This is a genomic window from Oceanobacillus damuensis, assembly GCF_001618145.1.
GTDB lineage: Bacteria > Bacillota > Bacilli > Bacillales > Amphibacillaceae > Oceanobacillus > Oceanobacillus damuensis.
Genome location: NZ_LQNF01000006.1, coordinates 180202 through 203547, shown reverse-complemented (window position 1 = coordinate 203547; position 23346 = coordinate 180202). Strand labels below are relative to the sequence as shown.

23 protein-coding genes and 2 riboswitches are annotated in these 23346 nt (G+C 40.6%); all 23 genes read right to left on the bottom strand.

Annotated elements, in window-relative coordinates; genetic code table 11:
* Positions 1-146: 146 nt before the first annotated feature.
* A complete protein-coding gene (locus A4245_RS20065) occupies positions 147-254 on the bottom strand; it encodes a MetS family NSS transporter small subunit (RefSeq protein ID WP_157087681.1) in 108 nt (35 codons plus the stop codon).
* Positions 255-1793 (bottom strand): sodium-dependent transporter, encoded by a 1539-nt coding sequence (locus tag A4245_RS08175; RefSeq protein ID WP_067727227.1) that lies wholly within the window; start codon positions 1791-1793, stop codon positions 255-257.
* A gap of 610 nt (positions 1794-2403) precedes the next feature.
* Positions 2404-3945, bottom strand: coding sequence for a Na+/H+ antiporter NhaC family protein (locus A4245_RS08170; protein ID WP_067727226.1), 1542 nt, complete (start codon positions 3943-3945; stop codon positions 2404-2406).
* Positions 3946-4106: 161 nt separating this feature from the next.
* A riboswitch (Lysine riboswitch) is annotated at positions 4107-4282 on the bottom strand.
* A 51-nt stretch (positions 4283-4333) separates the two neighbouring features.
* Positions 4334-5110, bottom strand: coding sequence for a sporulation protein YunB (gene yunB, locus A4245_RS08165; protein ID WP_084268729.1), 777 nt, complete (start codon positions 5108-5110; stop codon positions 4334-4336).
* A 73-nt stretch (positions 5111-5183) separates the two neighbouring features.
* Positions 5184-6275 carry an HD-GYP domain-containing protein gene (locus A4245_RS08160; RefSeq protein WP_067727225.1) on the bottom strand — a complete coding sequence of 364 codons (1092 nt, stop codon included), beginning with the start codon at positions 6273-6275 and terminating at the stop codon, positions 5184-5186.
* Positions 6276-6464: 189 nt separating this feature from the next.
* Complete coding sequence (locus tag A4245_RS08155) at positions 6465-6773, bottom strand: YunC family protein (RefSeq protein ID WP_067727224.1); 309 nt, start codon at positions 6771-6773, stop codon at positions 6465-6467.
* 83 nt (positions 6774-6856) lie between these two features.
* Complete coding sequence (locus tag A4245_RS08150) at positions 6857-8251, bottom strand: bifunctional metallophosphatase/5'-nucleotidase (protein WP_067727223.1); 1395 nt, start codon at positions 8249-8251, stop codon at positions 6857-6859.
* A 12-nt stretch (positions 8252-8263) separates the two neighbouring features.
* A complete protein-coding gene (locus A4245_RS08145; RefSeq protein WP_067727222.1) occupies positions 8264-9085 on the bottom strand; it encodes a sulfite exporter TauE/SafE family protein in 822 nt (273 codons plus the stop codon).
* Between the two features lie 156 nt (positions 9086-9241).
* Complete coding sequence (gene sufB, locus A4245_RS08140) at positions 9242-10639, bottom strand: Fe-S cluster assembly protein SufB (RefSeq protein WP_067727221.1); 1398 nt, start codon at positions 10637-10639, stop codon at positions 9242-9244.
* 37 nt (positions 10640-10676) lie between these two features.
* Positions 10677-11111, bottom strand: coding sequence for a Fe-S cluster assembly sulfur transfer protein SufU (sufU, locus tag A4245_RS08135; RefSeq protein WP_067727220.1), 435 nt, complete (start codon positions 11109-11111; stop codon positions 10677-10679).
* Positions 11098-12321, bottom strand: a complete 1224-nt coding sequence (locus A4245_RS08130; protein WP_067727219.1) for a cysteine desulfurase — start codon at positions 12319-12321, stop codon at positions 11098-11100. The genes sufU and A4245_RS08130 overlap by 14 nt, the downstream gene beginning before the upstream one ends.
* On the bottom strand, positions 12321-13631 hold the full coding sequence (gene sufD, locus A4245_RS08125; protein ID WP_067727218.1) for a Fe-S cluster assembly protein SufD: 1311 nt from the start codon (positions 13629-13631) through the stop codon (positions 12321-12323). The genes A4245_RS08130 and sufD overlap by 1 nt, the downstream gene beginning before the upstream one ends.
* A 16-nt stretch (positions 13632-13647) precedes the next feature.
* The gene (gene sufC / locus A4245_RS08120; protein ID WP_067727217.1) at positions 13648-14433 is read right to left on the bottom strand and encodes a Fe-S cluster assembly ATPase SufC; all 786 of its coding nucleotides are present in this window, start codon (positions 14431-14433) and stop codon (positions 13648-13650) included.
* A 498-nt stretch (positions 14434-14931) separates the two neighbouring features.
* Complete coding sequence (locus tag A4245_RS20360) at positions 14932-15102, bottom strand: YuzK family famiily protein (RefSeq protein WP_199860665.1); 171 nt, start codon at positions 15100-15102, stop codon at positions 14932-14934.
* A 411-nt stretch (positions 15103-15513) separates the two neighbouring features.
* Positions 15514-16368 carry a MetQ/NlpA family ABC transporter substrate-binding protein gene (locus tag A4245_RS08115; protein ID WP_067727216.1) on the bottom strand — a complete coding sequence of 285 codons (855 nt, stop codon included), beginning with the start codon at positions 16366-16368 and terminating at the stop codon, positions 15514-15516.
* A 70-nt stretch (positions 16369-16438) separates the two neighbouring features.
* Positions 16439-17107 carry a methionine ABC transporter permease gene (locus A4245_RS08110; protein ID WP_067727215.1) on the bottom strand — a complete coding sequence of 223 codons (669 nt, stop codon included), beginning with the start codon at positions 17105-17107 and terminating at the stop codon, positions 16439-16441.
* Positions 17097-18128 carry a methionine ABC transporter ATP-binding protein gene (locus A4245_RS08105; RefSeq protein ID WP_067727214.1) on the bottom strand — a complete coding sequence of 344 codons (1032 nt, stop codon included), beginning with the start codon at positions 18126-18128 and terminating at the stop codon, positions 17097-17099. The genes A4245_RS08110 and A4245_RS08105 overlap by 11 nt, the downstream gene beginning before the upstream one ends.
* 88 nt (positions 18129-18216) lie before the next feature.
* Positions 18217-18325, bottom strand: a riboswitch (SAM riboswitch).
* An 89-nt stretch (positions 18326-18414) separates the two neighbouring features.
* Positions 18415-18729 (bottom strand): thioredoxin family protein, encoded by a 315-nt coding sequence (locus A4245_RS08100; protein WP_067727213.1) that lies wholly within the window; start codon positions 18727-18729, stop codon positions 18415-18417.
* A gap of 22 nt (positions 18730-18751) precedes the next feature.
* Positions 18752-19108: a toprim domain-containing protein gene (locus A4245_RS08095; RefSeq protein WP_067727212.1), complete on the bottom strand. Its 357-nt coding sequence runs from the start codon at positions 19106-19108 to the stop codon at positions 18752-18754.
* A 108-nt stretch (positions 19109-19216) separates the two neighbouring features.
* Entirely contained in the window at positions 19217-19597 is a 381-nt protein-coding gene (gene gcvH / locus A4245_RS08090) for a glycine cleavage system protein GcvH (RefSeq protein ID WP_067727211.1), read from the bottom strand.
* 72 nt (positions 19598-19669) lie between these two features.
* Positions 19670-20026, bottom strand: coding sequence for an arsenate reductase family protein (locus tag A4245_RS08085; RefSeq protein WP_067727210.1), 357 nt, complete (start codon positions 20024-20026; stop codon positions 19670-19672).
* 241 nt (positions 20027-20267) lie between these two features.
* On the bottom strand, positions 20268-22052 hold the full coding sequence (locus A4245_RS08080) for an acyl-CoA dehydrogenase family protein (RefSeq protein WP_067727209.1): 1785 nt from the start codon (positions 22050-22052) through the stop codon (positions 20268-20270).
* A 109-nt stretch (positions 22053-22161) separates the two neighbouring features.
* Positions 22162-23337 carry an acetyl-CoA C-acetyltransferase gene (locus A4245_RS08075; RefSeq protein WP_067727208.1) on the bottom strand — a complete coding sequence of 392 codons (1176 nt, stop codon included), beginning with the start codon at positions 23335-23337 and terminating at the stop codon, positions 22162-22164.
* Between the last annotated feature and the right edge of the window lie 9 nt (positions 23338-23346).

The window sequence follows — 23346 nt, the reverse complement described above, 5'->3', positions numbered from 1 at the left end:
CCATTGCTTATGACAGGAGTTTCTAGGAACCGGAGCTGGACGTGGCTGTTTATGTGTAAGGGTTAATTGCTGCCAAAAATTTATACTTTTTTATTTTATGATAAAGAGCCTTTAGACTGATAAAGGCTCTTTATTTATTCTGATATTTAATTTGCTTCTTTTGCTTTTTTCAATGCATACCAAACACTTGCTCCAAGTCCACCCCAAATTATTAACATACCGAGGATCATTACAACAATTGCTCCACCAGTCATTTATTTTGCCTCCCCAGTCTTTTGAATGTCTTCATCAACCGCTTCTGAAGTTTTCCATTTCGCAAAAGATATTAAAATTCCAATAAGTAAAGCCGCCGCTGCCACTGCCCATCCGCCAAACATAATAAATGTGTCTGAATATCCTTCATAATTTCCTGTAGGATTATCAAATTCCTTAAGAAAATTCTGTTTAAACAAACCAAACATCATATAACCTAATACGATTGGTGTTACAATACTCAAAGAAATCGTCCACCATGACCCAAGACGGATATCTGAAATGCCGTTTGCATGTGACTGAAGACCTTTCAGTTCACGTAAAATCCAAGCAATCATGATTACTTCAATTAAACCAACCAATGCCACCCCGAATTGATTGATGAAGTAGTCTGCCGCATCAAGGAAGTACAATCCGCCCTGTGTAGCATAAAGCAAGGAAATAATTGCTGCCAATCCTCCACCAATAAGCACTGCTTTTGTTCTTGAAACATTGAATTTGTCAGCTAAGCCTGCTACATATGTTTCTGTAATGGAAATTAATGAGCTTAGTCCTGCCAGAACCAATGATGCAAAGAAAAGGAATCCAAAGAATTCGTTCAGGAATGGAAATTCGTTGATAATGGCCGGAAAGACCACAAAAGCCAATCCAACCCCGCCAGCAACCACTTCATCTACAGCTGCACCTGCTGAAAATGCCATAAATCCTAAAATAGCAAATACACCAATACCTGCTAGCAGTTCAAAACTGGAATTACCCAAGCCGACAATAAAAGCATTGTTGGTAATATCCGATTTTTTTGGTAAATAGCTGGAGTAAGTAATCATTATGGCGAAGGCAATCGATAAACTAAAGAATATCTGTCCATAGGCCGCAACCCAAACATCAGGATCTGCTATCCTGCTGAAATCAGGAGCAAAAAATGCATCCAGTCCAGTTATTGCACCAGGCAGTGTTAAAGCATAAATAACAATGATAAGGAAAATAATTGCTAAAGTAGGGATAAAGATTCTGTTTGCAAGTTCAATGCCCTTTTTAACACCTTTAAACAAAATCCCCAAAACTACTGCCCATACAATAATTAAAGGAATAAGCACTCCAGGCACGAGACTTCCTGTTTGACCCGGATCGACTGTTAGATTCAAATAGTCGCCGAATAGGAATCCTTCTGTATCTGTTCCCCATCCCAGATTAAAAGAGAAAACGGAATACGATATTGCCCAGGCAATGATAACTGAGTAGTAAGTGGATATTACAAATGCAACTAAAACTCCCCACCAGCCTAACCATTCTGTTTTCCTGTTCATCCTTTTGAATGTTAATGGTGCAGAACCCCGATACTTATGTCCCATTGTAAACTCCATAATCAGTATCGGTATCCCGGCAGTGAGAAGTGCGAATAGATAGGGTATAAAAAATGCTCCCCCACCATTTTCGTAAGCGACTGCCGGAAAACGCCAGATGTTACCTAAACCTACCGCAGAACCAACAGCAGCCAAAATAAAACCTGCTCTTGTCCCCCATTGCGAACGTGTTTCCATGTGATGACCTCCCTTGTATTCCTTTCTATTAGCACTCTATGACAAATTGCCAATAGAAATGTTTTAATATTTTTTCTTTTCAAACATTTATGCTTGTATTATAACGGTACTTTTAACCTATGTCAAAACATTTTTCTAATTTTCTATATATTACATTTACAGAAATTTAGATTCCACTTATGGAAACAGTTGTCTACGTTGATCCGTTGATTTCCTGCCTGGCCCTCCTGAGTGAGTGAACACGTCTCACGAGTTTGACGGAGGCTCTACCTGGTGAGTGCAGGCACCTCCCGAGTTTGACGGGGCTTTACCGAGTAAGTGAGCACTTTTCTCAAGTTTGACGGGGGCTCTACCGAGTGAGTGATTGCGTCTCCCGAGTCTGGGACAGCCTCTCCCGAGTGAGTGAACACGTCTGCTGTTTATGTATAAGAGTTAATTGCTGCCAAAATTAATACTTTTCTTATTTCATAGAAAACTTGGCATGCTCCGCCCCTTTTCGGCGATTGCCTTCGTTGCACTTATGCAAGTATGAAAGTTTCTACTTTCTTACTTGCAAAAAAAACCTTTCACCATAAATGGCAAAAGGCTTTTATTATTAGTTTGTTCCGTATTATTTTTTTAAGTGATGAATAGTGAAACCTAGAATCAATATAAGAACAAGTGAAACAAGCAATGGTATAATCACCATACTGGTCAACCCGACAAGGAGATAACCAATAATTGCCGCTCCTGCAGCCATTAAGGCATATGGCAGTTGCGTGAGTACGTGATCAATATGGTTTGAACCTGCCCCTGTCGATGATAGTATCGTTGTATCTGAAATTGGTGTACAATGATCTCCAAAAACAGCTCCGGCAAGTACAGCAGCCATTGCAGGCAGAAGCATATCAATATCAGCAACAACTGCAACTTCGGCAGCGATCGGCAGCATTATACCAAAGGTTCCCCACGAAGTACCGGTTGCAAGGGCCATCAAACCTGCGATAATGAAGAACAGTACTGGCAGCATGGAAGGATTGATTGAAGCATCACTAACAAGTTGCGCTAAATACGTACCCGTTTCGAGTGTTCCTATAATAGAACCGATCATCCATGCCAATACAAGTATATAGATGGCCGGAAGCATAGTCTTCATCCCTTCAGCAAAAATTTTAAACCCATTTGCTTTCGGGGTACTTAGTCTGACATGGAATGCCAATGAGGTTAAGACAGCTGCAACTCCACCAATAAATAATGATAAGTTCACATCAGTATTGGCAAAGATAGTTAAAATCGTCACATTTCCCTCGCTTGCATTTGCACCAGTAACAATCATGGATAAGACAGTACCTGCAACTAATATGATGATCGGAAGTAATAGGTGATAAATTTTACCTGATTGATGTGGGGTAAACGTATCACTTAAATCTCCAGGTACATTATTCTGATTCGGGTCCAGCACAGCACCTGTTTTGATGGCTCTTTCTTCATGTAAGCGCATTGGTCCAATATCCAGTTTGAGGTAAGCGACCATAAATACAAGCAATATTGCAGAAAGTGCATATAGATTAAGTGGAATCATTTGAATAAAAGCTGTCAGCGGCTGGAGGTCGGTAATGCCATTAGCTGCGAACAGACCACCAAGTATCCCTATTATATAAGCACCCCAGCTTGATATTGGCGATATTACCGTAACAGGTGCCGAAGTTGAGTCGATAAAATAGGCAAGCTTTGCACGAGAAATTTTATGCCTATCTGTTAATGGCCTGGAAATCTGACCGACAGCCAAGCTATTGAAGTAATCGTCAATAAAGATGATTAACCCCATTACACTTGTCATTACCTGTGCTCCCGTGCGCGTTTTCACACGTTGCATCATCCATTCCCCAAACGCCCTGCTGCCGCCTGAGGCCTGCAGAAATGCTGTCATCATACCCAATAACAAAAGAAATCCCAATAAAAGCAGGTTTCCAGTATTAAAAGCTCCTTCAGAAATAAATATTTCATAAAAGACCGTCCAAATTTCTGTAAGAGAACCTATAATGTTAAAATCATGAATAAATAAAGCTCCAACAATAATTCCTGCCCCCAAGGACAATAATACTTTTCTTGTCAGTATAACTAGAGCCAGCATAATCAGTGCTGGAATTATCGAAAAAATAGTACCTTCCATACAATTTTACCCCCTAATTTTGAATTTCGAATGTGCAGGAGACAAGCTATTGAGTTCGAAATGCTGGTGTACGAGCAAACGCCATTTATTTTTGGACACAAAAAAAACAACGACAGAAAATAACCCATCATTGTTTTTCACAATATACGTTATCCTCCATTTCGATCAGTAGTTCTCCATGCCAATCTATTGCATGACAGTGCATCCTTTATTCAAAGATGTACCAGCAATAATAAGTCTGACCCTTATTACGCTTCGGCAAACAATCCTTTTGTCAACCATCACCGTTGTCATTCTCCGATTGACTACTCATCCCGTTTGCGCCTCTACCTCACCGATCTGATAAGGTTTATTATTAAATTACACAATTATTTACTATACAAGAAAATCAATTATCCTGCAAGTCCTCTTTTGGTACTGATATCGATGGTCCATCACCTCCCCCGCCGTAAAAATCAGGCACCTTACCTAAGATGGCTCCACCATCGATATAAATTTCCGTATTTACCGTTTTCACTTCAGTCGTAAATGGAATGACAATCTGGACATCCGCTTCCACATTGACATATAAAGAAACCCATGTCCCGTTGATCCCAAATTCTTCTTCTTCCCTCACTATATTCGTTCTTACACTTCCTACCAACTCTAAATTTATTGGGATTTTCGGGCCTAAATTAGCCAATACGGTATTACCGGTAACCTGACCTAGCGGAACCTCCACCAAAGTTGGGTCTTGTTCGGCACGTCCTCGGGCACCCTCTTCATATTCATAAGGTTCATGGAGAGAATAATCATATGTAATCGGATCCCCGCGGTTTACATTCAGCAGAAATTCCTCAACCCGATCTGTTGCCACCCGGTTTATTTCGCTGACTACAGCAGGATTCCAGCCATATGTGGCAACATGTCCTTCATTATCATAGGTTATATTCAACACTTCATCATAATTATATTCTGCTGCAAACCTGACTGCGGAGTTAATTGCGCGTGTTGCAAATTCATCTGTCTTTGTTTCGCCGATATTCATTAGCACTGGTTCAATCCGTTTATCGATAATCCATATGTTGAGGCCAAGACAGCCTACAAATATGATTAAAGTGACCATCATTAAATAGTTACCTGGAGGCGATGCAAATTTTTTCCGATAGCGTTTTCTATTTCTCAATGAAAAACCCCCCTCAAAACAATTTATGCTTGTTTTAAGAGGGTTAGAATGATTAATAGTAAAGGAATGATTTCTATTGAATATCCGTTAAAACGGCAGTGATTGTTATATTGACCACATTGCCGAGATTTAATTCATATACATTTTCCACTTCCAGACCATTGTCCTTAACGATCCTGATTACCGGACGATCACAGAGCTGTTCGTTTTGTCTTATAACGATTCCCTGACGGCCGTCACTCAGTTCTACAGACAAACCTTCCGGATACACAGAAATGCTCCGTTTGAAGGCTTCCACCATTTCTTTGTCAAAAAGACTCATGGCACCTGCATACAGAATTTCCAGTCCTTCATGAGGAAGCATGGCCTCTCTGTATACACGATTGCTTGTTACAGCATCAAATACATCCGCAATTCCAATCAATTTGGCATATGGGAGCATATCTTTTTCAGAAATACCGCGCGGATATCCCGATCCATCCAGCCGCTCATGGTGCTGATAGGCACAGTGAGCAACAACAGCTGGAATTCCAGAATGCTTCCGCAAATAATCGTAACCAATCTGTGTATGACTTTTGATAATTTCAAATTCCTCGTCTGTCAGCCGTTCCGGTTTATGCAAAATATCGGAATCAATAAAGATCTTTCCCACATCATGCAATATAGCTCCAACACCTATTTCCAAGAGAGCCTTTTCTGGATATTTCATTTCAACGCCAATGGCAAGGGAATAAATTGCTACATTGAGAGAATGCTGAAAAACATAATCATCCGAAATAAAGATATCGGAAAGTAATGTCAGCGACTTTTCATTATTCTGGATTTCCCGAAGAATCTGTTCTACTACGTTTCCAAGATCTTTGCCTTTTTTATTTAAAATATAAGAATTGTCCATCAAACCATCTTTTTTTATTTGCCTAAATGTGTCTTTTATTGTTTCGGTTGCTTCTTTACGCAGCTTATCAGGGATAATCGATTCCGGATAAATGTCCTTTGTATGTTTGTCTTCTATATAGATATATGTAATTCCCTGGTCCAGCAGCCTATTAATTATCTGAGTTGTCAAGGACATGCCTTTAGCCAGAAGCACGACGCCATTTTCATTATAGATAGATTGTGCAAGAATGGTACCTGGTTTGGTTGATTTCGTACTCGCTAGTTTCATAATGATCTCCTAACATCGGCATGATTCAACAAAATGAGACCTTAGTCTACTTAAATAGTATCAGAAAAACTGAAGATATGCTATGAAAATAATACAATTATTAGCACAATTAACCTACTTTTTGGCAGTGCGGTGACTTCGTGGACTCCATTTACAGAAAAAATGTCTTCCAAATGGAAGACATTCATGTCACGATATTTTCAGTAAGGCATCTTTTCCCGTCATGCCGACTTCCCATCCATAGGCTTTCGAAGCATCCGTGATTTTTTCCAGTGGTGCATTCAATAACTCATCAATCGTGCGAACTCCAACTGCACGGCCTGCGACTACCTGACGTTCTTTCAGTTTCGGTATCTCATTAAAGATATCCACGTCCAATGCTGCACACATAATGTAGCCGATGTCGTTTGATATCGTCAGCAGAGTAGTTTTTGGAAGCTCAACACTTACTGCCGTAAAAATCATGCCGTCTACTTCAAGCGGATTTATCGTAATCATAATGATGATTGCCCCCTTCGCAATTTACCTTATATTTGTATGCAACTAGGGGGCAACGTGTCACAGGTCAAGCCTGCAACGGTTTAAAACTTCCGCCGCAAAGTATCTGCAAGGAGGTTCCTGAGAAATTCAGGTACATAATATCGTTTCGTATCCGATTTCGCAATTTCCGGCAAAAGACGTCCAAAAGTGAAAGTATCAGCTGTAGCAATGTAATATGTTTCATCAGGGTCTACCGGTTGACCGTTATCAAGCAACACTTGCTTAACGTATTCACCGCCATTGTTGTGAAATGCAGTCTCGACAGTAAGTCCTGAAAAAACCATTCTTCCAAGCAGTTCACCGCGAAACCCGAATCCCTTCAGCTTCAATTCCATAAAGTCCTTTGACAGCGATGCACGGATGACTTCCATCAGTTCATTACCCTTTAAATCCACTACAACAGGATTAATGGGATGTGGACAGATACGATGGATATCTTTATAGGTAACATCCCCTGAAGGCAATCTATCCAGCAGAAGCCCAGAATTTAACATCGCCGCATCCGCTTTGGTCCATTCTCTTACTGTATTCGTAAGCTCCTTTAAAATCGGAGTTTCCGTAAACCAGCTGACCTCAATCGGCTGTTCAATATGAACAACTGTTTCCCCAAGTCTTTGCTCAGCTACCTCCTGCATCTCGTTCAAATACTTCACTGTTTCCAGGTCTTTGGCTGTATTCGTTATATCCGTTGTAAAAGCCTCTTTTTTAACGAGTTTTTTCTGATCATGATCCCAAGTCAAGATAACTTCTCCGATAAAATAACAATGCTTCCCTGCAGCGGTAATAACAGTGTTATTTATATATTCAGCATTCCGCAGCAGATGATGGGTGTGACCGCCGATAATGACATCAATATCTTTATACCTTCGTGCTATCTCCTGATCGACACTGATACCGAGATGGGAAAGGAGGATAATTATATCGACGGATTCTTTCAACTCGGCAATATGTTTATCAAGTGCTTCAAACTCAGGGGAAATATGCCAGCCCAGCAAATTATAAAATGCATTGAATGGGGCAGTCAATCCAATTAACCCTATTTTGATGCCATTCACCGATTCGATTTTGATTTTCTCGTTAAGCCAGGACGGTTGTACATCATTGGTACTCTTTAAGTTTGCACAGACTACCTGAAATTCCGCCTCATCATACAGATGATGAAAATCGTTGTGTGACATTGTTATACCTTCATTGTTGCCTATCGTCGCAAAATCATAGTTGGCATGATTCAGAAGCTGTATATTGGACTTTCCCATATACGCTTCTGTAATCAGATGGGAGCGATCGACATGATCACCGATATCAATGGTCCAATTAGATTCTCCTCTTTCCTCACGGAGGGCTTTCTCCTCTTTTAAAAATGCTGTAACTCGAGGCCATTGTTCAAAATTGCTATGTAGATCATTCGTATAGTAAAAGTATAGTTTTTCCTCCATATCGATAACTCCTTAGGATAATCCTTGAAATATCATACGCAATCCGATAAAAACAAGCAGGATCCGCAATACTAATTCCAGTGTTTTTCCTGGCAACAGTTGATTTACCTTTGCTCCAAGTTTACCACCAATCCATGAACCAGGTATAAAGAATAGCACATACTCCCAGGCAATGTGTCCAAGCGCTATATGTGTACTTGCTCCTACAATACTTACAAAGAAAATCATAAACATGGATGTAGCTGTTGCCACATGTGCAGGAAACCCGAAGAGTAAAATCATTGCCGGTACCATAATCGAACCGCCGCCAATTCCAAACAAACCGGATAATGTTCCTACGAGTAATGATAAAATAAATGCAATCGGAATGGAGACACGATAGCGAAAGGTTTCTCCGTAAAGTTCAAATGTACGGACACCCCGCTCATCTCCTGTAAATCTCCGTTTATCGGAAGGTTGCCTTTTGATAAAAAATAATAATGAAATTACTATCATTAATACACCAAAATACATTAAAAATGACTGAGAATCAATAAATTGATTCAGCCACGAACCAAGTACTCCACCAGGGATACTTCCAACCAGAAAAAGAAACCCCGTTTTATAATCAACCCTTTTCCCTTTGGCATAAGCCATGGTGGAAGATAAGGCGGTTACTACCATAGTTATCAAAGAAATACCCACGATTGCCTGTGGAGTTGCCCAGGCAAATCCATCTGAAACAGAGCTCATCAACAACAAACTGGGAACAAGAACAATCCCGCCACCCAATCCCATCATCGAACCAACAAACGCAGTAATAACACCAATTACCAAACACATCAAAATAACCAAAATAATCCCTACCATCCTCAATATACTACAACCATCATATCACAAACCGGTGCCTGTCACTCCCCGAATTTTGTCGAAAACCGAACAGTGCCAGGCACCAACCAATAGAAAAAACCTCAAACCGGAATAACCGGTTTGAGGCTTTGGAATTCAAACTTAACCAATCGAACCTTCCATTTCAAACTTGATCAGACGGTTCATTTCTACTGCATATTCCATCGGAAGTTCTTTTGTGAATGGCTCGATGAAGCCCATGACGATCATTTCTGTTGCTTCCTCTTCCGTCAATCCTCTACTCATCAGGTAGAATAATTGCTCTTCGGAAACTTTGGAAACTTTCGCTTCGTGTTCCAATGAAATATTGTCATTCAGAATTTCATTGTAAGGAATTGTATCTGAATACGATTCATTATCCATGATCAGCGTATCACACTCGATGTTTGCACGAGCGCCATCTGCTTTACGTCCGAAATGGACAAGTCCACGATACGATACTTTTCCACCTTGTTTGGAAATGGATTTCGAAACAATGGTCGAAGAAGTGTTTGGTGCCAGGTGATGCATTTTAGCACCTGCATCCTGTACCTGTCCTTTACCTGCAATAGCGATAGAAAGTGTGTTACCACGAGCTCCTTCACCTTTCAACAGGATTGCCGGGTATTTCATTGTCAATTTGGAACCGATATTACCATCAATCCATTCCATTGTCGCATTTGCATCACATACAGCACGTTTCGTTACAAGGTTATACACATTGTTTGCCCAGTTTTGAATTGTTGTATAACGGCAATATGCATCCTTTTTAACAATGATTTCAACAACTGCGCTGTGAAGGGAATTTGTCGTATACACTGGTGCTGTACAACCTTCAACATAGTGAACGGATGCCCCTTCGTCAACGATGATCAATGTTCTTTCAAACTGACCCATATTTTCAGAGTTAATACGGAAATATGCCTGTAAAGGTGTTGATGTTTCAACACCTTTCGGAACATAGATGAAGGATCCGCCAGACCATACAGCTGAGTTCAATGCAGCAAATTTGTTATCGGAATAAGGAATTACTTTACCAAAATATTCTTTGAAAAGATCCTCATTTTCTTTTAAAGCTGTATCCGTATCTTTAAATACGATACCCAGGTCAGAAAGATCTTCTTTCAGGCTGTGGTAAACAACTTCAGATTCATATTGTGCGGATACTCCAGCCAAATATTTTTGTTCCGCTTCAGGAATTCCAAGTTTATCAAATGTCTGCTTGATTTCTGCAGGCACTTCATCCCATGTTCTCCCTTGTTTTTCCGATGGTTTTACATAATAAACGATCTCGTCAAAGTCCAATCCGGTTAGATCTCCACCCCATTGAGGCATTGGACGCTCATAGAAATGCTCCAATGCTTTCAGACGATAATCCAGCATCCATTGTGGTTCTTCCTTCATATTGGAGATTTCTTCAACGACTCTTTTTGTCAATCCTCTTTCAGTACGGAAAATGGAGACGTCTTTATCATGAAAACCATATTTATATTCTTCGATTTCCGGCATATTCTTAGCCACTTATAAAACCTCCTCTTGGTATTTAAAAATGATACCTTTATTCCTCTCGTACACCTTTTTCCATTGCCTTCCACGCCAAAGTTGCACATTTGATTCTTGCAGGAAATTTTGAAACACCTTGCAATGCTTCAATATCTTCCAGATCAAATTCTTCTGTATCAATTTCATTTCCAAGCATCATTTCAGAAAATGCACGGGACATTTTTTCAGCGTCCTCGACCTTTTTCCCTTTGATTGCCTGTGTCATCATAGACGCTGATGACATGCTGATTGAACAGCCTTCCCCTTCAAATTTGGCATCTTTCACAATACCATTCTCAACCTGCATTTGCAGCTGAATTCGATCACCGCATGTTGGGTTATTCATATCGATGGTGACCGAATCACCATCGATATTTCCGCGGTTTCTGGGATTTTTATAATGATCCATAATTACTTGTCTGTAGAGTGTATCGAGGTTATTTAAAGACATTCCCAAAATACTCCTTTGTTTTTAACAGTCCAGCAACGAGTCGGTCAATATCTTCATTCGTATTGTAAAGATAGAAACTCGCGCGTGCAGTGGCCGTTACATCAAGCCATTTCATTAAAGGCTGTGCACAGTGATGCCCTGCCCGTACTGCAATACCTTCTGAATCAAGTACAGTCGCAGTATCGTGGGGATGAACATCATCGAGATTGAATGTAACCAGTCCAGCACGTTTTTCTGGACCGTAGATTGTTATACCGTCTATTGTACGTAGTTGTTCCATAGCATAATCAGCCAACTTCTGTTCATGTTCCAAAATGTTGTCCTGACCAACTTCCAGAATAAAATCAATTGCTGCACCAAGTCCGATGGCGCCTGCAATAATTGGTGTGCCACCTTCAAATTTCCATGGCAGTTCTTTCCAGGTCGAATCATAAAGGTTTACAAAATCAATCATCTCTCCACCAAATTCGACTGGTTCCATATTTTCCAATAGTTCCCTTTTACCATACAATACCCCAATACCGGTCGGGCCACACATTTTATGTCCCGAGAAAGCATAGAAATCACAGTCAAGTTCGGCAACATCAACCTGGATATGCGGGGCACCTTGCGCACCATCGACAACAATGACTGCACCATGCTGATGTGCAATTTTGGCAATTTCCTTTATAGGATTAATGGTACCAAGTACATTGGAGACATGTGTGATCGCTACAATTTTCGTATTTTTCGTGACCGTTTCTCGGACATCATCCAAAGTAACGGTACCATCACTTTGCAATGGAATATATTTTAAAGTTGCACCAGTGGCTTTTGCAGCCTGCTGCCATGGAATGATATTGCTGTGATGTTCCATAGGAGTTATTACAATTTCATCTCCAGCTTTCAATTTGTTGCGTCCATAGCTTGTTGCAATTGTATTGATTGCGGTAGTTGTACCACGTGTAAAAATAACTTCTGCTGTACGCTCTGCGTTGATGAATTTGCGGACCTTCTCACGGGCACCTTCATATTTATCCGTAGCCCTGGTGCCCAGCGTATGAACACCACGGTGAACATTCGAATTATCCTCACGATAATACGTATTGACTGCTTCGATCACTGACGCCGGCTTTTGGGATGTGGCTGATGAGTCAAGATATACTAATGGATGTCCATTGACTTCCTGATTTAAAATTGGAAACTGTTCTTTAATGGCTTTTACTTCCATTAATTAACTTTCCTTTCAATTACTTGCGTCAATTGTTTTCTAACTGACTCAATCGGAATTTGTGAAACGACAGGGTCAAGGAAACCATGAATTACTAGACGTTCAGCTTCTTCCTGTTTCAAGCCGCGGCTCATCAGATAGTACATTTGAAGCGGATCAACACGTCCTACAGATGCAGCGTGACCTGCAGTAACATCGTCTTCATCAATCAGCAGAATCGGGTTGGCGTCACCCCGTGCTTTATCACTTAACATCAGTACACGTGATTCCTGTTCTGAATTCGATTTTGTCCCACCATGTTCAATCTTCCCAATCGCATTGAAAATCGTTGTGGCACTGCCTTTCATAACACCGCGTTGCAAAATGTAGGCATCCGTTTGTTTTCCATACTGACGAATGCTTGCAGTAAAGTTTTGTGTTTGCTTACCGCGGCCAACAGAAACAGCTTTGGCCTCTGAAGTAGCATTGTCACCAAGCAGGTAGGTAATGTTTTCGGAAACGGTATTTCCATCATTCATCTGTCCTAATGCCCAGTTGATTTTGGCATCGCGTTGACCGACACCGCGACGATTTACGTAAGTGGTTGTTCCTGCAGCAAAGTTATCTACTGCTCCATAGGCAACCTGTGCATTATCATGTGCAAATACTTCAGTTACAATATTTGCTACCGTTTGCTGTTCATCATTATGGGAAATATAGTTTTCCACATAAGTCAGGGAGCTGCCTTCTTCAGCTACGACAAGAACATGGTTGAATAATGCTGTTTCAGGGTTCTCCTGCCAGAAAATAGCCTGTAATGGCGTTTCGACTTGAACATTTTTGGGAATGTAAACAAATATCCCGCCATTCATTAAAGCTGCATGCAGTGCAGTTAAACGATTCTGATCAACGGATACCGCATCTTTCATATAATATTTTTCAACCAGATCATTGTGGTCATTCATTGCTGTAAAAATATCAGTAAAAATAACACCTTTATTTTTAAGATCTTCATTTAATGTATTGTATGCTACAGAATGATTACGCTGAATCAACAGGTTTTCTGTTGGGTTTTCTTCATCAAAATATGATTGCAGCTCTGCAGGCAAATCTTTAATGGAAGAAATAGCATCTCCTTCTGTATAAGCATGATTGAAATTGTTGAAATTCCAATTCCCGATTTTCGTTTTATCCGGCTTAGGCATTTCAAGTGTATCTGCCAGTTCCAATGCGTTCAGACGTAAAGATTTCATCCATTGTGGTTCATTACGGTCTTGGGAATACTGGTTTATATAATCTTTGTCAAATGGAAGCTTTGTTTCAACAGTCATATTACCCCTCCTAACGTTACGCGTTTTGTTCAACTGTTTCGTCTTCAATGCCTAGTTCTTCTTTAATCCATTCGTAACCTTCTTCTTCCAGACGTTTTGCAAGCTCAGGGCCGCCTGATTTTACGACGCGTCCTTGCATCATAACGTGGACGAAATCTGGTGTAATATAGTTAAGTAAGCGTTGGTAGTGTGTAATAATCAGACATCCGAATTCATCATTGCGCATTTTGTTGATCCCATTGGAAACGACTTTAAGGGCATCGATATCCAAACCGGAGTCAATTTCATCCAGTATTGCAATAGCTGGTTTCAATTGCATCAATTGAAGGATTTCATTACGTTTTTTCTCTCCACCTGAGAATCCTTCATTTAAGTAACGTGTAGCCATGTTTTGATCAATTTCAAGAAAATCAAGATCTTTATCCAATTGTTTGATAAACTTCATGAGAGACACTTCTTCGCCTTCTTCTCGACGGGCATTAATTGCTGAACGCAGGAAATCGGAAGTAGTCACACCACTGATTTCACTTGGATATTGCATTGCAAGAAAAAGACCTGCACGTGCACGTTCATCAACTTCCATTTCAAGTACATCTTCACCATCAAGTGAAATGCTGCCTTCTGTTACTTCGTATTTGGGATGACCCATAATTGCTGAAGCAAGTGTGGATTTACCTGTTCCATTCGGTCCCATGATTGCGTGGAATTCTCCACCCTTTATCGTAAGGTTTACACCTTTTAATATCTCTTTGTCTTCAATGGATACATGAAGATTTTTAATTTCTAAAACTGATCCTGACATAAAACATACCTCCAAATACTGTATTTTCTAGATTATCAAATGAACTTACATCCATTCTCAATTTATTCTCATTACAATCTTAAAGCATATCAAATTAATAATCAACTCTTTTTGGTTCGCTGTAACAGTGCGTTTTCTATACGTTTATCCTGTCCTCAGATTGAAAATGAACAAAGCTCACAAAGTACTTTTCCCTATTCTGTCCCAAAAATATTTTATATAGCACAAAAGCGGAGGTGACTGTTGAGAAACGCATGCATAAGCAAGGGACTGGAAAGCGCATGGTTGTCGCGCTTGGAATGTCCATTGCTTATGACAGGAGTTTCTAGGAACCGGAGCTAGACGATCAAAAGCGACGGTGACTGTTGAGAACCGGAACTGGACGTGGCTGTTTATGTATAAGGACTAATGGCCGCAAAAATGTTATGCTCTTATCTTAGAACAAAAAAACACTGATGCTCTTTTGAGTGCCAGTATTTTTGTTATTTATTTATTTATTTATTTCGGTAGCTGACTATCTATTTCGGAAGAAAGCACTTTTGCTGCTCTATATTCCTCTTCTCGCTGCTTCTCGACCTCAAGACGCTTTTCGAGTTTTCTGCCGTATTCTTCGTAATTGATATGTCGGGATTGCGTCATTCCTTTTTCCATTTCCGAAGTATACTTCAAGTCCATTCCGCTATTAATAGGGAACCATCCTTTCGATTTTTGACTAAATTAATGTTAACACAAGGACAATTCCCTTCACAAAGCGGATATAAACCTCTATAGAAGGAAAAATCGATAAATGGGAGGCCCACAGCCTCAGGATACAAACCATATTCAAAATATTGGCACATAACTCACCTATTCTCTGATATCCTCGAGTATTAAGTTTTAAGTACGAGTTCAAAAAGTCGGATAGCTCTCAGCAGCTGGCTCCTCAGGGTATGGTGACTTCTACCTTAACCACTGTTCATGGACTATTTCAGCAGAAGTTCCTTGACTGTTTTAGCGAGAGCAAACGGTCATGCACGCAGGGAAATTTCAACAAAAAAGCCACACCCATGAAAAATTCGGACTTTTGAACAAACTTTTTAATTAGTTTTCACCACCAACAGGCACAACCGCCCCATCGTAGTTTTCAATAATAAAGCTTTGGATTTCATCAGACTGAAGAACTTCCACTAAAGTATTAAGTGCTTCATTATCTTTATCTTCGGATTTTACAGCTATAATATTTACATAATCAGATTCTTCACCTTCAATGAACAGTGCATCCTCAAGCGGGTTTAAACCTGCCTCAATTGCGTAGTTCGTGTTGATTACTACAAGTGCATCTTCTTCAGAATTGTAATATTCAGGCAGGAAGGCTGGATCGTAATCAGGTGAGAAATTTAGGTTTTTAGGATTTTCTGCAATGTCCTCCACTGTTGCCTCTGACTTCTCGACACCTTCTTCAAGAGTGAGCAGTCCTTCAGCTTCAAACAAGGATAGTATTCTTCCGTGGTCAGACACAGAGTTACTCAGAATTACTTCTGTACCATCTGGAATTTCGTCAATACTTGTGATGTTTTGAGAATATACACCCATTGGTTCAACATGTATACCGCCAATTGATTCAATTTCATAACCAGTATCTGCAACAGTTTGGTTCAAATAAGGGAGATGCTGAAAATAATTTGCATCCAGGTCACCACTTGCCAAATCATCATTTGGAAACACGTAATCCTGATACTCCTCAATCGTTAATGTAATTCCTTCTTCTTCAAGCAATGGTTTTGCTTCTTCCAGTATCTCAGCATGGGGAACACTTGAAGCTCCCACAATAATTTCAGTTGTTTCTTCTGTTCCCTCGGATGCACCATTGTCATCAGATGTTTCCGTATTATTTCCTCCACACGCAGCTAACAGTAATACAAATGCCAATGATAAAAATATTAGAATCTTTTTCATGCTTTTTATTCTCCTTCTTTGGTTATATATATTTGAAATAAGCATTTGCCTATTTTCATATGAAGTTACGTTACCTTTTATCCATTTTGTTAGTAATAAAATCCCCAATAAATTGGAAAATAAATACGATAATTACAATGATTACTGTACAAATGAACACGACATCAAAATCACGGCGCTGGAATCCGAAATAATATGCGTAGTTTCCAAGACCACCGGCACCAATCACACCAGCCATTGCTGTATAGCCTATCAAAGCAATTGCAGTTACTGTCAGTCCTGAAACAAGCGCTGGCATTGATTCCGGAATGAGGACTCTGAAAATGATCGTGCTTGTTTTTGCCCCCATAGATTTTGCCGCTTCAACAACCCCTTTGTCTACTTCCTTCAAAGCAATTTCAACGAGTCTGCCGTAAAAAGGTGCAGAACCGATAATCAGTGCAGGCAATGCTGCATTCGGCCCCCGGATGGTTCCAATCAGAAATTCAGTGAAAGGGAACAACAGTAATATCAATATGATAAACGGGATGGCGCGGAATATATTGACGAGTGCGGCTACAATCAGATTGATATATTTGTTTTCCCATATGCCTTCCTTCGTTGTCAGATAGAGCAGAAGCCCTAAAATAAGCCCAAGTATACATGTCCCGATCAAGGCCAGTATTGTCATATAAAATGTTTCATAGGTAGCTTCCAGAAAATCCTCCAGCTTAATATTTAAAAATATTTCAGTCAGCATCCCGGACCACCTCCACTTCTACCGAGGTTTCTTCCTGGATAAAACGAACAGCCTGATCGATTTCCTCATTTTCTCCCTTAGTCTGGATAAATAATGTTCCATATCCGCCAGCCTGTGTTTGTGTTATTTTACCTTGCAGTATATTAAGCTCGATATCGAATCTCTTTGCCAACTGACTGATAAGAGCCTGGTTTGTTGTTTCACCAAGAAAATGCAAACGCAAAATTTTTCCTTCCTCATAAGTGTTAATTAAATTTGCAATCTCACTGTCTGCTTCGCTTGAACCCATAACCTGTTCCACAAATTTCTTTGTCACAGATTTCTTCGGGTGGGTGAAAACATCGAGCACCTGCCCTTGTTCCACTATTTTCCCCTCTTCCATGACAGCCACCTGATTACAGATTTTACGGATAACATGCATTTCATGGGTAATCAAAATAATTGTCAACCCGAGCTTATCGTTAATATCCATCAACAGATCCAATATGGAATTTGTTGTTTCAGGGTCAAGGGCTGATGTTGCTTCATCACACAACAATACTTTTGGATTGTTTGCCAGCGCACGGGCAATACCAACGCGCTGTTTCTGACCCCCACTCAATTGTGACGGATATGCCTTTTCACGACCGCTAAGCCCGACCAAGTCAATCAATTCCTGAACCCGTTTAGAACGATCCGTTTTGGGTACTCCTGCAATTTCAAGCGGAAATGCGATATTATCTTCAACCGTCCTTGACCAAAGCAGGTTAAAATGTTGAAAGATCATTCCTATTTCCTGGCGGGCAAGACGAAGCTCTTTTGTGTTTAAGGTCGTAATTTCCTGGTTGTCAATCGTTACTATTCCGGAAGTAGGCTCTTCCAGCCGGTTCAGCAGACGAACGAACGTGCTTTTACCAGCACCACTGTAACCAATCACCCCAAAGATTTCGCCTTCCTTGATATTAAGGGTCAAATCGTCAACAGCTGTTATATTCTTCTTATTTATCGTAAAGATTTTACTTAAACCCTTAATTGAAATCACTGTATATCCTCCTTATTGCTGCTAAAAACAAAAACGCCTATCTGTTTGAGAACAGAAAGACGTAGTGTATCATAAAAAGTCTCACGTTCCCTCATCTGTCAAAGGTTCACTTTGCAGGAATTGGCACCTTTCAAACATAATGTTTGAAGGTTGCCGCGGTTTCAAAGGGCCAGTCCCTCCACCGCTCAAGATAAGAGATAGAAATTTATTAGGTTTTTGAATCAGTGACACAATAGTAGCATGCCCATATGATCATGTCAATTATTTTTAATACCTTCCTGCTACCTTAGCTTTTCGCAAACAACTCAGGCTTATACTTCATTAAATAACTGTAAATGTTCCCTGTAGATTGGAAAGCATAGATCTTTTCCTTTATCTGATTGTCTTCCTTGATTAACAGGCATGGCACACTTTCTATTTTGTTTTCCAACATAAAATCCGGGTGCAGCGACGCATTCATTTCATAAAAAATGTCTTCACGATGCACCGCTTCAATTTTTTCGAGCATTGCCCTTGCAACGCTGCATGTACCGCAAAACGGCGTATAAATATATAATAGCAATCGTTCCTGTCTGAGTGTTTCTTCTGTTATCTGCTGCACCTTTAACCACCCTAAACCTTTTCTAGAATAAAAATATGGGATGGACAGAAAAATGTTTGCTGAGTAGTGCGGTCGCAAGGATTTTTTCCGGTGTTGCCGCGACTTCACGAAATTCACTGCTGACATAGATATGTTCAGCATGGGGGAGCTCACGGGCAAGTTGTTTCCTTAACTTCATTCCGGATTTGTCCTCATCTACCAGAATAAAAACATCCTTCTCATCCAATTCGTATGTTTCCAGTAATTCATCAAATTTTTCAACACCGAATGTACCATTCGTGCAAACAATCGTAACATTGTCGTCGATAATCTTCTCAATTTGTCGCTTATCTGTCAGCCCTTCGACAATAATTACTTTTTCCGGGTCAGTAGTTATCATCACATAGCACTCCTTATGCAAGCAAGAAAGATGCTTATTTACATACATTATATGATAAAACGAAGGCTGACTATACACAAATCGTTGCGTTAGTCAGCCCTGTTTTAGCTATTCTTCAGTTAATTCCTTATATGCTTCAGGCGATAACAATTCATCAAACTCTGACTCATTAGAAGGCTCAATGACAACCATCCACGCTTTTTCGTATGGTGATTCATTTACAAATTCCGGATTGTCTTCCAATTCTTCATTTACTTCAACGACTTTCCCGCTGATTGGGGCGTATAATTCCGAAACAGTCTTAACGGATTCCACACTTCCAAAAGGCTCATCCGCCGTCATTTCTTCTCCAACTTCAGGCAGCTCCACAAAAACGATGTCGCCAAGTTCATCCTGTGCAAAATCAGTAATGCCGATTCGTACTTTTCCATCTTCTTTTTTAACCCATTCGTGTTCTTTCGAATATACTAAATCCTGTGGTAAGCTCATTGTTATCCCTCCAATAATTCATTCCATTATAACTATACAATTTAATATTCTTTTTTTCCAGCCCTTGTTTCTTTATTTCCAATTTTCCTGAAAAACTTCCTCTTTAAAACCAACCGTAACCTTTTCACCATCTGTAACGATTGGCCGCTTAATAAGCATACCATCTGAAGCCAGGATCTCTGCCATCTCTTCCTGGCTTGCATCCTTGATTTTTTCCTTCACATTAAGCTCGCGGTACTTTTTACCGCTTGTATTGAAAAATTTCTTTGCAGGAAGATCACTTTTTTCCATCAAATTCATTATTTCTTCTTTGGAAGGAGTTTCCTCCACAATATGTACACTTGAATAATCTGCATGATTATTATCCAGCCACTTCTTCGCATTCTTGCACGTAACACAATTGGGGTACCAGTAAAATTTCAATGTCATGCGCAAACCTCCATTACACTTATTTGTATTTATTCTATCATGGATGCATATTATTTTTCATTAAATAGGTCGGCAGGTTTCTACTTTACTACGCCAAAAAAATAACCTCCTATCTGCGCCAGTCAGTAAGAGGCTATTTTCTTAAGCACTGTGCCTTCCCTGTTTTGATGGGTTGGTCTATTGGAATTATTCCGTGGGTGAAGGTTTTTGTTTGTATCGTTCTTGGCCAGAAGTATACTTTTTACACGATATACTCTTCTTCCTCGATCAGCCCTGCAGCGATTTCGCGTTTTTTGGCAACTACATTTGTTGGTGTATGACGTGTCAGTTTACGTAATGAAGCCAGCATCGTACGCAGTGTGTCTCCTTCTTCTACCGTTATTAACGTTTCTTTTGCATCTGCTTCGATACGGTTGAATGCTTCTTGTACATACACTTGTGTATATAGAAGTTTCTGTTTATTGCTTTCTTCACCTGTTTTCCCGATCGCTTTCTCTGTACGAAGAATTGCCGACTCCATATTATAGATTTCCGCTGTCATATCAGCAAGATTCACAAGGATTTCCTGCTCTCTTTCCAGTTTCTTTCCGTATTTCTGTGCTGCAAGTCCTGCACCAAGCAGGACCATCTTTTTAGCGTTTCTCAGCAAATATTTTTCCTGTTCCAATGCTTCGGTGCCTACTTCTTCCGGCATCATCATCATTAATTCCTCTTGCAGCCCTTGTGCCTTTTGCAGCAATGGCAACTCACCCTTTAATGCCTTTTTCAAAAGCGTCCCCGGAACGAGCAGACGATTGATTTCATTCGTTCCTTCAAAAATACGGTTAATACGGGAATCACGGTAGATGCGTTCTACTTCATATTCCTGCATATATCCATATCCACCGTGCATCTGTACCGCTTCATCAGCAGTAAAGTCAAGCAGCTCGGTTGCCATATATTTATTCATGGAACATTCTATTGCGTATTCTGCAATGGCACGAGCCACTTCACGCCCATCCTTTAACTGCTCATCAGTCAATGCACCCATGCGCTGTTCAAAAAGACCTACTGTTCGGTATACTGCACTCTCATTTGCATAGATTCCAGCAGCCATTGCAGCAAGCTTTTCCTGTGTTAATGAAAAACTTGAAATCGGCGTGTTGAACTGTTTACGTTCGTTCACATATTTGACCGCCAGCTCAAGCGCCCGTTTTGAACCCCCTACACCGCCAACTGCAAGCTTGTAACGACCGACATTTAAGATATTGAATGCAATGATATGGCCTCGCCCTTTTTCACCCAGCAGGTTTTCTGCAGGCACTTCCGCATCCTCCAAAATCAATGTCCGTGTGGAAGAGCTTTTGAGCCCCATTTTCTTTTCTTCAGCACCCGTTGAAACACCGGGAAATTCCCGGTCAACGATAAACGCCGAGAAATGTTCTCCATCAATTTTTGCATAAACAATGAATACATCGGCAAATGCCGAGTTGGTAATCCATTGTTTTTCACCATTTAAAATATAATGTGTACCTGCATCATTTAATTTTGCTGTTGTTTTTGCACCTAAAGCGTCGGATCCGGAGCTTGGTTCTGTCAGTGCATAGGCGGCCAGCAATTCACCTGTCGCAAGTTTTGGCAAATACTTTTCCTTTTGCTGATCATTTCCGAAAAATACGATTGGCAGGGAACCGATCCCCACGTGACCACCATGGGTAACTGAAAATCCTCCGGCACGGGCGAATTTCTCTGTAATCAGTGATGAACTGATTTTATCCAGTGCCAAACCACCATATTCTTCAGGTACATCGGCCCCCAACAGTCCCAATTCTCCTGCCTTTTTCAAAAGTTGTACAGAATGCTCAAATTCCTGATTTTCAAGGTTATCTAATTTGGGTAAAACTTCACCTATTACAAAATCCTCCGTTGTTTTGGCAATCATTTTATGTTCTTCTGTAAAGTCCTCCGGTGTTATGATGTCATCTCCAGATAAATCTTCAATTAGAAATGCGCCACCTTTAAATAATCTTTCTTTTGTTTCGCCCATGAAAATCTTCCTTTCCTTAGAGGAATTTTATTTAAATCTGCGTTAGGTCTGTATTAAAATGGAACTAAAGCTTTTTCCTGTAAACTAAAGCATTTTGACAGGGTACTCCCTACAGAAGCTCAAAAACACCTGCTGCCCCCATACCGCCACCGATACACATCGTAACAACACCGAACTGCTCATTTCTTCGCTTCATTTCATGCATCAGCGTCAACGTCAATTTTGTACCTGTACATCCAAGAGGGTGACCGAGTGCGATTGCACCCCCATTGACATTTACTTTATTCACGTCCAGTTCAAGTGCCTGGATGACACGGAGCGATTGGACAGCAAATGCTTCATTCAGTTCAAACAGTCCGATATCTGAAAGCTCTAGGCCGGCAATCTTCAATGCTTTAGGGATGGCTTCTACTGGACCAACTCCCATAATCTCCGGTTCAACACCTGCTACAGCAAACGAGCGGAATTTCAATAACGGTTTTAAACCTTCCGACTCAGCCTTGTCTCTGTCCATCAACAGGACGGATGCCGCTCCATCACTCATTTGGGATGCGTTCCCTGCTGTCACAGAACCCTTAACATGGAAGGCAGGCCTAAGGTTTGCAAGTACTTCAGCGGTCGTCCCCGCACGCACACCTTCATCCATCTCAAAAAGGAAACTCTTCTCTTCAATCTTGTTGTCTTTGCCAACATAGCGTTCAGTAACTTCCACCGGTACAATTTCACCCTTGAATTTCCCGTTTTCAATAGCATTTGCAGCCCGTTGATGACTTTGTACCGCAAATGCATCCTGGTCAGCACGGGAAATTCCGAATCGGTTTGCGACCTCTTCCGCCGTATGTCCCATTCCCATATAGTAGCCCGGTGCGTCCTGAACAAGTTTAGGATTTGGTTTCAGTACATGGCCGCCCATTGGCAGCAGACTCATGGATTCAGCACCTCCTGCAATGATGGAATCACTTGCACCTACCATGATCCTTTCTGCTGCATAAGCGATACTTTGCAGACCTGAAGAACAGTAACGGTTAATTGTAATTCCGGGTACATCACTTTTCAATCCGGCCAATCCCACGACATTACGGGCCATGTTCATTCCCTGTTCTGCTTCCGGTGTGGCACAGCCGATAATACAATCATCAATATTCCCATCATAGCCTCCTGCCCGTTTAAGTGTTTCCTTAATTGTCAGTGCCGCTAAATCATCTGGCCTTGTATTTGCCAGTGAACCCTTAAATGCTTTTCCAACTGGTGTTCTAGCACCTGCAACAATAACTGCTTCCTTCACATTTTCTCC